General features: G+C 58.3%; 13 protein-coding genes. 5 read left to right on the plus strand and 8 right to left on the minus strand.

Translation table 11 applies throughout. The features are described from left to right. Window positions 1-200: 200 nt before the first annotated feature. Together xrtV and epsI are read left to right on the plus strand one after the other, a co-directional pair. Window positions 201-1,082 carry an exosortase V gene (gene xrtV / locus ABD704_RS05345; protein ID WP_344698644.1) on the plus strand — a complete coding sequence of 294 codons (882 nt, stop codon included), beginning with the start codon at window positions 201-203 and terminating at the stop codon, window positions 1,080-1,082. Further along, window positions 1,079-1,762, plus strand: a complete 684-nt coding sequence (gene epsI / locus ABD704_RS05350) for an exosortase-associated protein EpsI, V-type (RefSeq protein WP_344698645.1) — start codon at window positions 1,079-1,081, stop codon at window positions 1,760-1,762. The genes xrtV and epsI overlap by 4 nt, the downstream gene beginning before the upstream one ends. Window positions 1,763-1,768: 6 nt before the next feature. Here epsI and ABD704_RS05355 read toward each other — a convergent pair whose 3' ends face one another. Next, on the minus strand, window positions 1,769-2,026 hold the full coding sequence (locus ABD704_RS05355) for an XrtV sorting system accessory protein (RefSeq protein WP_344698646.1): 258 nt from the start codon (window positions 2,024-2,026) through the stop codon (window positions 1,769-1,771). A gap of 69 nt (window positions 2,027-2,095) precedes the next feature. Here ABD704_RS05355 and ABD704_RS05360 point away from each other — a divergent pair, with 69 nt between their 5' ends. Then, window positions 2,096-2,926, plus strand: coding sequence for an EpsD family peptidyl-prolyl cis-trans isomerase (locus ABD704_RS05360; protein WP_344698647.1), 831 nt, complete (start codon window positions 2,096-2,098; stop codon window positions 2,924-2,926). Window positions 2,927-3,079: 153 nt separating this feature from the next. Here the strand turns inward: ABD704_RS05360 and ABD704_RS05365 are convergent, their stop codons facing one another. The 4 genes from ABD704_RS05365 to ABD704_RS05380 form a co-directional block, all read right to left on the minus strand. After that, entirely contained in the window at window positions 3,080-3,733 is a 654-nt protein-coding gene (locus ABD704_RS05365; protein ID WP_344698648.1) for a P-loop NTPase family protein, read from the minus strand. A 172-nt stretch (window positions 3,734-3,905) separates the two neighbouring features. Continuing rightward, window positions 3,906-5,339 carry a GumC family protein gene (locus ABD704_RS05370; protein WP_344698649.1) on the minus strand — a complete coding sequence of 478 codons (1,434 nt, stop codon included), beginning with the start codon at window positions 5,337-5,339 and terminating at the stop codon, window positions 3,906-3,908. Then, the gene (locus ABD704_RS05375; RefSeq protein WP_344698650.1) at window positions 5,336-6,493 is read right to left on the minus strand and encodes a porin family protein; all 1,158 of its coding nucleotides are present in this window, start codon (window positions 6,491-6,493) and stop codon (window positions 5,336-5,338) included. Before ABD704_RS05375 ends, ABD704_RS05370 begins: the two co-directional genes overlap by 4 nt. Before the next feature lie 71 nt (window positions 6,494-6,564). Further along, window positions 6,565-7,161, minus strand: a complete 597-nt coding sequence (locus ABD704_RS05380; RefSeq protein WP_344698651.1) for a polysaccharide biosynthesis/export family protein — start codon at window positions 7,159-7,161, stop codon at window positions 6,565-6,567. A 102-nt stretch (window positions 7,162-7,263) separates the two neighbouring features. On the opposite strand from ABD704_RS05380, the gene ABD704_RS05385 reads away from it, so the two are divergent. Together ABD704_RS05385 and ABD704_RS05390 are read left to right on the plus strand one after the other, a co-directional pair. Further along, entirely contained in the window at window positions 7,264-8,700 is a 1,437-nt protein-coding gene (locus tag ABD704_RS05385; protein ID WP_344698652.1) for a tetratricopeptide repeat protein, read from the plus strand. Beyond that, entirely contained in the window at window positions 8,700-10,196 is a 1,497-nt protein-coding gene (locus ABD704_RS05390) for an exopolysaccharide biosynthesis polyprenyl glycosylphosphotransferase (RefSeq protein ID WP_344698653.1), read from the plus strand. Before ABD704_RS05385 ends, ABD704_RS05390 begins: the two co-directional genes overlap by 1 nt. 3 nt (window positions 10,197-10,199) lie before the next feature. On the opposite strand, the gene ABD704_RS05395 is transcribed toward ABD704_RS05390, so the two are convergent. From ABD704_RS05395 to ABD704_RS05405, 3 genes are read right to left on the minus strand one after another with little or no spacing between them, the layout of a single operon-like run. Next, window positions 10,200-11,069, minus strand: coding sequence for a hypothetical protein (locus tag ABD704_RS05395; protein ID WP_344698654.1), 870 nt, complete (start codon window positions 11,067-11,069; stop codon window positions 10,200-10,202). A gap of 2 nt (window positions 11,070-11,071) precedes the next feature. Next, window positions 11,072-11,902: a WecB/TagA/CpsF family glycosyltransferase gene (locus tag ABD704_RS05400; protein WP_344698655.1), complete on the minus strand. Its 831-nt coding sequence runs from the start codon at window positions 11,900-11,902 to the stop codon at window positions 11,072-11,074. Next, a complete protein-coding gene (locus tag ABD704_RS05405) occupies window positions 11,899-12,978 on the minus strand; it encodes a Gfo/Idh/MocA family protein (protein WP_344698656.1) in 1,080 nt (359 codons plus the stop codon). Before ABD704_RS05405 ends, ABD704_RS05400 begins: the two co-directional genes overlap by 4 nt. Between the last annotated feature and the right edge of the window lie 48 nt (window positions 12,979-13,026).

Genomic DNA, 13,026 nt, shown 5'->3' on the forward strand with positions numbered 1-13,026 from the left:
GAAAGCAAAGTGAGGATGTTCAATTTCGCCCTGACCTAAATGAGACAACGAACTTATGCCTTCGGCCGTTCGAAAAGCGAACAGTCTGTTTTTGGGTCACGATTGTCCACAGGGTGCCTATTGACGACTTGCAGGCCGATGGGCTCGCGTCTAGCGTTAAAGTGGGAGAGGCGTCGCCTCGATAGCGCTAGGTTTACACGTTGCTGCTAGTCAAGACACCGGCACCGAAATTGCTCGAGCGAAGCCTAAGCTGGCCGCTCGCGATCTTCCTGCTGGGATTGGCAGCGGTTCTGCTGCCTACAATGATTGACGTCGCTAGGCTGACGTGGACCTCCGAGCAAGGAGGCCACGCTCCAATCATCGTTGCAACTGGTGCCTGGCTTCTCTGGCGCGAGCTGCAGAGCACGCGGGCGCGTGCACGGCCGGGCGAGCCCTGGCTTGGGTCTCTAATGCTGGCAGTTTGTCTCATTCTATACGTCGTCGGACGCATCACAGGTGTTCTCGAGATCGAGGCAGGTGGCATGTATCTCGGGATTATTTCCGCGTTCTATTTGCTGATCGGCGGGCCGCTTCTGAGAGCTCTCTGGTTTCCTATCCTCTACCTTGCAGCTGCACTTCCACCGCCCGATCAATTGGTAGCGGCGATCACTCAGCCCTTAAAAATTGCAATTTCCCAATTTGCTGTCGCGCTTCTTGGCGCCCTCGGCTACCCGATTGCGCGGGCGGGCGTGATGATCCAAATTTCCAACTACGAGCTGTTCGTTGCGGCGGCATGCGCCGGGCTTAATTCCATCATAAGTCTCTCTGCGATTTGTCTTTTCTATGTTTATCTTCGCCATCGATCGGACTGGCTATCGTTCCTCGTGGTCGGCGCTCTTATCGTCCCGGTTGCCGTGTTCTCGAACTTCGTCCGCGTTGTCGCTCTGATTCTTATCACCTACTATTTCGGTGAGGCCGCGGCGCAGGGCTTCATGCACGAATTCGCTGGATTGACGTTATTTGTCGTGGCGTTGCTTACAATTTTCGGTGTCGACGCGCTGTTCAACCGTCTCCGCAACCGAAAATCCCTGGCGCTAGCATGACTGGGGAATTGCGATCCGATCTCATATCCCGGCGGGAAGTCGTCGCCGGTTTGGCGATGTTGACAGCAGCGGGTATCGCCGCGGCTCGAAAGCCCGACATTCAAATTGACTATATGGGCAGTCACAAGCTTGACGAGATCGTTCCTACTAACATCGGGCGATGGAAATTCGTTACAGCAAGTGGTCTGGTGACGGCGCCTCCAGACCAACTACAGCGCGCTGTTTACAGCCAGCTACTGACGCGCGTCTATTACGATGGCGAGGCGCCAATCTGGCTGCTGCTTGCTTACAGCGCCAACCAAACAGGGTTCCTGCAGGTCCACCGCCCGGAATTCTGCTACACGGCCGCGGGCTACAGTCTTTCCGATTTCGGACACCACCGCATCGCACTCGAAGCTGCTTCGGGCTTCACGACTAACAGTCTGACGGCGACGCGAGATGACCGAATTGAGAAGATGGTCTACTGGACCCGTATAGGAAACCACATCCCTCTAAGTTGGGCGCAGCAGAAGCTGGCAGTGGCCGGTGACAATCTAAGGCGGCTAATACCTGACGCGGCGCTGATCCGAATCTCGACGACTGGCGATGACGGACCCGCAGCAATGAGCAGGTTGGACGCCTTCGCGCAAGCGATGATAGCTTCCGTCGCGCCACCGCTGCGGCGCGTGTTCATCGCATAACAATACTCAGGACTTGGGCCAAAACTTGAATGGCCTCAGATAATAAAGAATAAAAATGATCGTCGCGATGATCAGCGGTATTGCAAGCAAGTGCATGCCCTGATTGCCGATGTAGTTCGCAACGGCGCAGCCGAGCCCGGCACCCAAATATATGAGGAGGGAATCGTGTTCGGGCGCGTCGTGTTCCGAAGTGGAGCGCTGGACGAATAACACCACCAATCCGGCAAAGATTGCCACGGTGACCCAGTCGTAGACAGTCTGCACAAGTCCCCTCCTTGATACTGGCACGGCTGAATCTCGCATGCTATGCCCACGAATGTCTAATTCTAATGTATGGGTGGGCAAGTGAGACAGGCAGCTGTTGCAATAATTGCATTGGGAGTTTTGACTAGCGGCTGCAATCGAAAGCCTGAGGGGCAGACCGTTGCCGTAGTTAACGGGGAGGAGATCACACTGCCGGATCTCAATTTTGCCTTGAACTCGACCAACGTGCCCGCGAGCATGGACAAGACTGCTGCGCGGTCCCAGATCCTCCAACAGCTTGTAGACCGGCGCCTGCTTGCTGAACAGGCTCGCAAAGAAGGCATCGACAAGTCGCCAGAGTATCTCAATCGCGTGCGCCGCGCCGACGAGGATATGCTAATCTCTATGTTGGCGGCGAAGCGCCTTAAGACGGCGCAACTCCCTTCCGACCGCGAGGTTCAAGCTTACATCTCAGCTCACCCGAACATGTTCGACAAGCGAGAGCTTTGGGACCTCCAGCAAATAAGCTACCCAACTCCGACCGATCCTGCGATCCTCTCGGAGATCGTGAAGGCGAGTACCATGCCCGCCCTGATCTCCGTCCTGCAGGCCCATAATATCGCTTTTCAAGAGCAGAAGAACCGGGTTGATACCGCCATCATTCCCTCCGCGATGTTTAGCAAGATCAACGCTATTCCGCCGGGCGAGCCCTTCGTCGTTCCGGCCGGCAAAAACTCAGTCGCTAGCGTGATCACTGGTAAACAACCACAGCCCATCTCGGGTCCGAAAGCCAATCCCCTCGCCGTTGAGACAATCCGCAAAACTCAGACTGCCAAGGCGCTTGAGGGCCTGGTGAACTCGCTGCGCGGTTCGGCAAAACTGGAATATCAGCCTGGGTACGCCCCGCCCGCTAAAAAGTAAGGCGCTTAGCTCCACCCTCGGCTATGACTCCGGCGACACTCAATTGGCACTCCTCGGATTGTTGCGATTGAGCGTTCGCTCACGCTCTGAGCACAATTGCAGGCAGCTTGAATCTTATGCGCGAGGCTCAGAATAACTGTCGGCAGAAGCTGTTCAGCTGTCTACTGCAGGTGGCTCAAAGTAATAGCCCGCACCATAATAACTGTCGAAGCCGTAGCCCTCGCTCACGATGCCGCCCTGGTACTTATTGAGGATAACGCCCGCTAACCGCTGAGCACCAAGCAACCCGATCACGTCTTTCACCTCGCGAGTTGTCGTTCGGCCCTCTTCGGCAACGACGATGTAGCCATCGAGTTGCGCCATGGTTGTCACCGCGTCGTCGTTTGCAAAAACCGGCGGCAGATCGACCATGAACAAACTATTTTCGCTAGTGGCGCGGAACGAACGCAGCAATGCCTGAGCGCGGGGGCCAGCCAGCAATTCGGCTGATCGGATCGGGCCAGCTGTGGTGGGGAGTATCACCAGGCGCTCACCGTCGAGAGCGTACGCAGTTGGCATCGAAGCGCCTGGACGCTCTTCCAGAAACGCTCTGATGCTCACAGGGGGGTCCACTCCGAGCACTTCCGTGAGTGATGCGCGCCTTAAGTCGAGATCAACTGCGGTGGTGTTAAATCGCGGATCCCGGCTGAGCGCGGCCGCGACGTTGAATGTGATGAATGACTTGCCAACCTTCGGGGTCGCTGAAAGCACACCAAAAAGTCGCCAGCCTCGTTGCGTACGGAGCTCATGTATTTTCGCCCGGATCATGTTGAACGAACGCGACCGCGGGTCCAAGCTATCAAACCCGTAAACCCCCCGGGACTTAGCGATAGCAGAGTCCCACTGTAACACTTCGCACTCGCGGAGTGTTGGAACCGCAAGCGCTGTTGGCGTGCGCTCGGACGCTCCTTGCGAATGCTCTTGTTGGTACGTCACCGGATTACGCAATCCCTGTCTCCCGACGTTTGAAGAGCCACCAGGTGCGACGCTTGGGGTCAGGACGCCCAACGACCGGAACAATACCCAGTATCGGGAAGCCCAGCCCCTCGATCTGAGCCGGACTGCGGACGGGTCGCCGCAGCATTTCGACGATCAATGCAAGAAGCAAACCCAGCGCCGCGCCCGCGGCTGCCCCAGCTGCAATCAGAAGCGGCCGGTTCGGTGAATAGGGGCGGTCAGGAAGGCTCGCCGGTTCAACAAGAGAGAGGTGTTCGCCGCGCTGCTCGCCAGTCATACGAGCCCCGGTCTGCGCCTTTAGGAGATCATCCGACACCTGCTTGTACTGCGTTCGAAGTTGGGAAACCCGATCTTCGAGCTGAGATGCCTGCTCTAAAATAGCCGGCCCCCGCGCTTGGCCTGCCGCGCTAGCAGTAGCGCGAGCAATTTGAACCTGCCGCTCGCCTCGGAGCTGTGCAATCGCCTGATTGTTTGCCTGGATTTGGGCCTGAAGCGCCCCTTGATCACCGGAATCGCCCGGGCCCTGTATTGCGTCCCTCACTGCGTTAAGCCGCTGGCGCGCTGCGATGACGTCCGGATGAGAGTCCGAGTAAGTCGCGCGGGCCGCCGCGAGGGCCGCCTCGGCTTGCGCAAGTTGCTGATCCCGCGCCGCGGGGCGCTTGCTTTGAATGATCAACTGGCGGTTCTCGTTTTCCAATTGCACGATTTGCGCACTGTAGCTGCCTGTATCGAGCATCGACGGTGCCGCGCCGGGTGCGAGGACGCTTCCGTTGCGCGCTTTAAGATCTCTGATCTGCCCCTCAATTTGCTGGATCTGGCCCTGCAATCTTCCCGCCTGATCTTCAAGAAAACGCACATTTAATGTCGCCTGGTCCTCCACCACATCACTATCCATGCGCAGGAAACTAGCGACGTAGCTCTGGAGAACTTCCTGCGCCTTGATGGGGTCTGGATAATCGAAGCTCATATTGATGGCGATGACGTTGCTTTGATTCGGATTTGCCGTGCCGATGTCCTGTTGGAGAGCGCCGACGCTCGTTGCAGTGCGCATCTTATCGATGATCTTCGACAGCGGCTGCGAACGGCGCTCTGACGAATACAGATCGTATTGCTCGATTAAGGCAATTAGGTCGCCTCGGCTGAGCACTTTTTCGCGTATTTTTGATATGCGCTGTTCGATCGCGCCGGTTTCCGGAGATTGTGCCACGGTGGTCGAAAGTTGTTGAGACTCGATAAGCAACGTCGCGGTTGAGCGATATTGCGTTGGGAGCATGAACGCGGCGATGAGAGCAACTGCGAAAAAAGCGATGAAGACACCGACCGCATAATAACGACGTTCCCACATAATGTGGGGCAAGTGATTGATGACCCAGCCGAAACCTGCTGAGGTCTGCTCGAAATTATGTGATTCGATCATAAGTGCCTACCGATGCGATACCGCAGGTATACCGATCCGTTGATATCGGCTTTCGGGTCTGCCCCAAACTGAAACAGCTTACGCGCGCCCACAGAGACTCCAGCGGACATTCGAGCGCCAAGAGTCCGGTCGTATTCCACTTCACTAGATACATAGGTTGATTTCACATCGGAAAGCGCCGCCGCAGCGTTTGAATAGTGACTCGCGTTAATCGATGCCTGAAGGGTATCTCGTTCTCCAAGCTTCCGAAAATAGCTCAATCCAAGTGACGTGGTGATCGTCGCGAGACCTCGGCCTCCACCTGATAATACCGGGCTGAATGACGAACGCGCGTCGCGAGTGATGCTAGCGCAAAGATTGCTGACCGTCCCGTGATCACAAAGCGAAGCGCTGAAGGACGGAGTCACGGTGCTCTGCGATCCACCATCAAAGTGCTCGTTAACGACCATGATGCCAACGGCTCCATGTGCCGACATTCGCTCGCTTAGCGAGATCTGGGCCGTCAAGGCCGGGTTCAAAATATTGGTGTAATCGCTGCCCGCGTAATCTTGACGCTGAAGCGCAAGGGAAGCGCCCACCGACGTGCGTTCCGATATCTGCCGGGAATAACCAGCGTCAGTAGAATAGGTATTATATCCCGGAAAACTACTGTGGCTGTACCAGTTGCGCTGTGCACCCGCGGACAGCGAAATCGTGCCGGATGCTCCGCTTCGAATCGTCGCGCCTACTTGGCCGCTCACTCGGTAATTGCGGCCAGTCAAGCCGAGCAGGTCAGGTGCCCCGGCCGGTGGAATGGGATTGCCCTCGTCGGGGGGCGGGGGTTCGGTCGGCACGCCGATGATGCGGTTCGAAAGTTGCCCGGCGAAATCGCCCGAGAAATTGAGACTCCCAAAGATCTGCGCGGTTGGGCTCACTGCGCGGCTGGCTTGTGCACTCAAGTCAAAAATTTGCTTGGAACCGTAGTCTTGCAAGTACGTGGTGTTCTCAACGAAGGCGCTTAGGGTCGTACTCCCATGCTCGGACCTGATCGAATGGGTCCCTGTCAGGCTCACGCGCCCGAAGGCGCTCGAATGACTCGGAATGCTCAGGAACGGATTCGTCGCCGCTCCGAGTCCCGCATTCAGATCAAGAATGTCGACAGTTTCGGCCGCCACTGGCGCAGTGACAGCGAAAGCGGTCCCCGCAGCCAGCGCGAACCTGAACGCCTTATACATACGCACGCTAATCATGGTACAACCATCGTATCGCCGCTCTGAATCGCGGGAATCTGACCAGGCCCTATGCCTTCCAAATCTCCTTTCAATGCGTCACCGAGCCTGACGGGGATCGATTGGAGTTGCTGCCCGACCTTTCGGATAATTCGTATGCGGCTCGTCTGGGCGAACTCTGTTGGCCCCCCAGCGACGCCAAGGGCTTCGAGTGCATTCACATAACGCCCTGGTGTGAACGTGCCCGGAGCTTTGACCTTCCCGATCACAGAAAACGAATAGCCGCTCGGGTTTTTCACGAGCACGGTGACCTGGGGAACAGCGTCCTTGTATTGCGGCCGCAACCCCGCGGTGATGATTCGCTGGAGGTCCGCGGGAAGAAGACCGGCAGCCATCACTTGGCCCACGAGTGGGAAACCGAAAGTTCCATCCGGAAGGACCCGCACCACTCGTTGTAGGCGCTCGTCCCCCCACACAAGAATTTCAAGATCATCGCCGGGATTGATCCGATATGCAGGCCCAGGAACTGATGTCGGGCTCGACTGCGCGGGAGCGGCCGAGGAGCCGAGGGCAATCAGGAATAGCGCGACGACGAGCGCGATGAACCTTTTCATTTCACGAATACCCTCCCCTTGGCGTACCGGCGCGGCACATCACGCTTCAACCCTACTCGAGCCCGGTTACAAATGTCTTCATTCCAGTAATATAAGCAGAAGGTGGCAAAACGAACCCTCTTTTTCCGGCTGACCGTCCTGGCGCTGACGATCGTAGCTCCCGCATTGTCCGGCTGCGGCTACTGGCGAACGTACGAAGCGAAGAAATACTACGCCCAGTATCAGACCGCGACCGCCAATGGAGACCTCCAGGGCGCGCGTTTTGCGCTATTGTCGCTCGTGCAAACCCAAGAAGATGTCAGCGACTGGTGGGTGCAGCTGGGAAAGATCGACTTGCAGCTGGGCGATTTCCGAGGGGCTTACGATGCGTTCGCTCACGCGCATGAACTCGATCGCACCAATGCTCAGGTGGTCGCGACTCTGGCTCAGCTTGCGATATATGCAGGTCAGTTAGATCTTGCCGAAGAGCAAGCAAAAAGTCTCGAGCTACTCGCACCCGACGACCCCACGATCACTCTCGTCAATGGTTTTGTAGATCTGAAACGAGGCGATCTCGACAAGGCGAACGCTGCGGCCGACCAGCTATTAAGAGCCGCTCCGGCTGACCCTATCGCGAAAATTCTAAAGGCTAAGGTGCTGATGGGCGCTGGCCGGCCCGATGACGCTGTGGCCTTGTTAGAGCAGCAATTACAGATGGTGCCAGACGATGGGCAGGCGCTCCGAGCGTTATCCGCTATCTACAGGAGCCGAGGTGACTGGCCTAGCGCCACACGCGTTGCGACAAGGCTTTATCAGCTCAATGGCAAAGATAGTCGCATCTCGCAGCAATTGCTCGAGGCGGCGCTTCGATCGAGCGACCTCGGCCGTGCCGCGAGCGTCTCGAACTCAATCCTAAGTGGTGATGCGCCCGTACAAACGATCTACGCGACGCTTGGACTATGGGCGGAATTCGCGCCCGAAGAGGTCACTCTGCCCAATGCAATTCACTTGGCTCAGCGTTATTCGGGAGACCGGCGCGTAGCTTTCGCCGATTATTTTAATCGAGTTGGAAAGCCAGCTTCGGCCGAGCAATTGCTCGGTCCTCCTCAGCTGCCGCTAAAACAGGCCAACGCCGGGCTCAACGCCGTGATCGCGCAATCGATGGCTCTCCAGGGGCGTCGGGCTGACGCACTGAAATTATTTGGCGAAGTGTTGGCGGTTGAACCCGATCAACCGCAGGCGCTGCGCGGCCGCTCCGCACTACTAATGCAGACAGGAAATACAAAGCAGGCGATCATCGACGCTCAACGGCTCGTCATTGCAAATCCGAAGGATGGCGGAGATCGCATTCTTCTCGCACGCGCCTTTTTTGCGGCAGGACGTCGGCAAGACGTGCGTCGGACTCTCTGGGATGCATTTCAGGACATGCCGCAAGACAACCGCGTTTTCTCCGCCTTAAAAAGCGTTTTGGTGTCCACTGGCGATGCAGACGGTGAGCGTCGTCTGAGGCGCGAAGTTGAAGATCGACGATCGAGCATTCTTGAGAAGGAATTTCTGTAATGCGCTCTGCGGGCGAGTCAGCCGTAACGGCTTTGACGGATCGGCCGTCCTCGCAAAGCGGCCTGAACACAGGTGCATTTGCACGGCATCGGATCCGATTCACATCAAACATTGCAGGGCCGATTTTCTTCGTCGCCGATCTGATTTGCCTTGGCCTCAGCGTACCCCTTTCACTAATCGCCTACCGTCTGTTTTTCGCTGACCGGCTAGTCACGTCGGTCGGCATATTCGCATTTTCATCTGCTGGCGCGACCTACCTGCTGATCCGGGCCTCACGTCACGCTTACAATCGCACGCTTGTGAACCTCTTCGAGCACGAAGCGGATTCTGTGATTGACGCGCTCGCAGCAGTGCTCATCGCCTCTGCACTCGTTTGGCAGTTCGGGATGATTGAGAATCTCTCGCGGGGCATTGCGATACTTTTCCTGCTTTCCTTCAGTGCTCTGCTTCTCGCATCGCGACCCATTGTTCGCGGCGCCGTTCGGTACCTTGCCGGCAGCGGATCGATCGAACAGCGGATCGTCTTTTACGGCGCGGATCCGGCTTCGATAGCCATGATCCGCCGCATCATCGAGCTGATGGACCTACCGCACCTTAAGTATTTGGGAGTCGCCGACGACCGGCCGAAGGTGAAGTCGGTCGACGGCCTGAAGATGATCGGTGGGCTGGACCAAGTGCTGGAACTCGCGCGTCAGGGCGAACTCGATCAGGTTCTGTTCTGCGTGCCGAACATGCCCCCGCAGCGTCTTCACGCAATCGTTGAAGAACTCAGCAACGTCTCCGTCGACGTTGCCGTCGTCCCGTCCGAGGCCATTCAGCTAGCACCGGATTATCGCGTGCACCTTCTCGGCCAGCTGCCCGTGCTGACGCTGTGGCAACGGCCGTTCCGTGACATCAACGGTCTAGTAAAGCGCGGCGAGGATCTGCTTATCGCCGGCACGGCGACGGCCCTTCTTTCACCGGTTATGCTGATCGTTGGCTTACTCGTGAAAATCTCCAGCCCGGGCCCGGTTTTCTTCGTTCAGCCGCGCATTGGTTTTAACAATGAGCTCATCCGCGTGCTCAAGTTTCGTACCATGTTTGCCGACCGGTCGGACCTGAAGGCCGAGCAGACCACGACGGCAAACGACCCGCGCGTGACGCCGATCGGTCGCTGGCTGCGACGCCTGAGCCTTGACGAGCTGCCGCAGCTGCTGAACGTCATCAAGGGCGACATGTCGCTCGTCGGGCCGCGCCCGCACGCGACGCACATGAAGGTCGGCGAGCGTTATTATCAGGATGCGGTCCGTGGCTACGCCGGTCGCCATCGCGTGAAGCCCGGCATCACTGGACTGGCGCAGGTTAAGGGTGTGCGCGGCGAGATCCGCACGATCGAGCGCGCGAAGCTCCGCGTCGAATATGATCGGAAATATATCGAGAATTGGTCGGTCTGGCTGGATCTCGGGATCTTGCTCGCGACTTTCCGCGCCGTCCTTTACGACGCCGACGCTTATTAATTATTAAGCGGGCTCGCCCAACTTCTCGTTGATCAGGCTGATCGTGTTCTGGATGTTGCCGCGCGAGGATGCACCGAACACAATCGACTGGACGTAAGGCTCATCGAGCACCCACTCGATTGCCTCGCGCGGCGCGATGCCACCCGACGCGAAGATCGACATGGCGATCATCCGCGGCGAGTACCGCTCGGCCGCATCGCGATATCCCTGGATGCCACCGCTCATGCGGAAGCCGATCTTGTTGACGTTGGCGCAGACGATCGGGTTCTTGACCCCTGCTTCGTCGAGCAACGGTAGTAACATGGGCACGTTCATCGTAATGAAGCCGGGTTCCGCGCCATATTTCTTCTTCACGTGCCGGGCGAAAGCGCCCAGCGCGTCGACGGCCCGAAGGCCGATTACAAGGTCGGTGACGACGTTCTGAAGGAAGATGATCGGCGTCGGCAGGCCATGGAACATTTTCATTTCGGCATCGACGAGCAAGCCGATCATCGCGCTCATGTCCTGCGTCGCGAGCGCCCTGCCGCCGCGAAGCACGGTGTCGACCAGGCCATCCTTGGGCAGGAACTTACGGAGCGCATCGAAATAGCCGAGCTCGGTCACCGCGTTCGCGTATTTGTGCGCATAGGGCATGCACGGAAGGAGGTTGAAGCCTTCCCACTTGGCCGGTGCCGTCCGCATCAGGTCGCAGACGTCGGCGATGCGGTCGTGGGTCGTGCACATGAACCCGCCGGCGCCTAGTTCCTTCGCGGCTTCCAGCACGCGCATGATCTCGCCGAGGTCCTGGAAGCGCATCGCCTGTTGGCGCGCCTTTTCCTCGGACATGTGGTTAACGCCGAAGAACTGGTTGTCGCCGAAGAGAATCCTGTCCACGCCTAAGCTGCCTTTACTTCATTCGCGACGGCGATCGTCTGCCCGAGCTTGGCTGGCGGCCGGTAAAGGCCGAGCCGGTCGAACAGGACGAGCCAGAAGAATTCGAGCGTCCTCGCATAGCGGCGCCAATAGCGGCGCGGCTCCGTAACCATGCGATAGACCCATTCAAGGCCGTTCTGCGCCATCCACTGCGGGGCGCGCACGACTGCCTGGGCTTCGTAATCGATGGTCGCGCCAACTCCCATACAGACTTTCACGGTCGGCATCAGGTGCCGGTTGCGGACGATCCAGATTTCCTGCTTCGGCGCACCAAGCCCGACGATGAGGCAAGTTGCCTTGCATTCGTTAATCATGCGGATCGCTTCAGCAGTTTCGCCGGGATCATTGACGAAGTTCATCGACGGACCGTGTGCGCCGACCACCACTTCGCGTCCGGCGATGCCATTGATGCGCTGCCGCGCCTGTTCAGCAATGCCCGGCTTGGCGCCGAGCATGAAAATGCGAACGTCCGGATTGTCCGCGTGCCGGCGCCAATAGGCGGGGACAATGTCGGACCCGGAGGCCTTGGACTGAATGGCGCGGCCCAGAAACTTCAGGCCCCAATAGACATATTTGCTGTCGGACGAGACGATCGCGGCCTGCCGGTAGGCCTCCACAAAATCCGCATTACGCTGAAGGTGGTAAAGGTGATCAGGATTGAGCGTCCACAAGATGCCTTCATCGAGGCGATCCACAACCTGCTCAACCATCAAATCATCGACCCACGCGTTGAGGATCCGGCACTTCTTCCAGGCCGGGTACCGCGAAGAGCTTACTGGGATGATGCTGTTCACGACCGCCCGAGCACACGCGACAGCAGGCCGCGCTTCGCATCATTGGCCGCAACCGGCCGTGCCACCGTCACATCGCCACCGGCAGCGGACCGGATCATGCGAATGGTCGCGTCCGTCATCGCCGCGTCGGCGAAGCTGTTCACCACTTCCTTCGACTTACCGGACACCCGATCGCGGAATGTCTCAAGCTGCGCCGAATATTCCTCGCCGCGGATGTAGAATTCGACGGGCTGCGTGAGGTCGGTCGTGTATCGGACGTTCCAGCCTTCCTCGTAACCTGCGGGCGCATCGATCGCGTCGGTGAGGAATACGCGCAGTTCCTGCCGGTCGGCGTAAAGCTTCCCTCGGTCGCCCCAAACGGTGATCTGCGTCGTCATTTTCCGCTGCGACGAGTCCGACCAATTGACCGACAGCTGGCCCGAAACGTCGCCATAACGAAGCGAGGCATAAACCTCATCCTCAACGCCCTTGGAAAAAATGCTGCTCAGAATGGCGCTGTCGCACCCTGTCGAGGCGCCGAAATACCAGTTGAGCAAATTCAGCGGATGCGCGGCATAATCCAGCAACGCGCCACCGCCGAGTTCGGCCTTGCCCCGCCACGTCGGCTTCGAAGGCCGCGTGACCACGGGGCCATAGGCCTCGGCAGTGACATGGCTCACTCTGCCCAGCGCGCGAGCGTCAAGCAGCCGCTTCATCTCACCGAATACGGCAACGAAGCGATTATGATAGCCGACCTGCGTCACTAGGCCTTTTTCGTCCGCCAGCGCCGCAAGCTCGACACTGACCTGCTCATTCAGCGTTAGCGGCTTCTCGCAGAAGACGTGGATCCCGCGGCTCAGCGCATCGCGAACGATCGCCTCGTGCGAGATGGTCGGGGTCGCGACGATCACTGCCTCGAGCCCATCGATAGCCAACGCGTCCTTGGCATCGCTTACGTGCTTAAGCCCGGTGACCTTCGCCAGCGCAGACCCGACGAGCGGGGCGGAATCCGCCATTGCGACGATCTCAATGCCGGGCAAACCGTTGGCGATCGCAAGGTGCGACAGCCCCATCTTGCCCAGGCCGATGACGGCCATTTTCGTCATTTACGCGATCGTCCCCGTCATTACTGGCAATTGCTCGTA

Origin of the sequence: Sphingomonas limnosediminicola (assembly GCF_039537965.1) — a bacterium.
Classification (GTDB): Bacteria; Pseudomonadota; Alphaproteobacteria; order Sphingomonadales; family Sphingomonadaceae; genus Sphingomicrobium; species Sphingomicrobium limnosediminicola.

Coding starts and splice junctions, on each gene's coding strand:
- epsI (WP_344698645.1), top strand. CDS start 1,079: ATGACTGGGGAATTGCGATCCGATCTCATATCCCGGCGGGAAGTCGTC.
- ABD704_RS05360 (WP_344698647.1), top strand. CDS start 2,096: ATGGGTGGGCAAGTGAGACAGGCAGCTGTTGCAATAATTGCATTGGGA.
- ABD704_RS05365 (WP_344698648.1), bottom strand. CDS start 3,733: ATGATCCGGGCGAAAATACATGAGCTCCGTACGCAACGAGGCTGGCGA.
- ABD704_RS05370 (WP_344698649.1), bottom strand. CDS start 5,339: ATGATCGAATCACATAATTTCGAGCAGACCTCAGCAGGTTTCGGCTGG.
- ABD704_RS05380 (WP_344698651.1), bottom strand. CDS start 7,161: ATGAAAAGGTTCATCGCGCTCGTCGTCGCGCTATTCCTGATTGCCCTC.
- ABD704_RS05390 (WP_344698653.1), top strand. CDS start 8,700: ATGCGCTCTGCGGGCGAGTCAGCCGTAACGGCTTTGACGGATCGGCCG.
- ABD704_RS05405 (WP_344698656.1), bottom strand. CDS start 12,978: ATGGCCGTCATCGGCCTGGGCAAGATGGGGCTGTCGCACCTTGCGATC.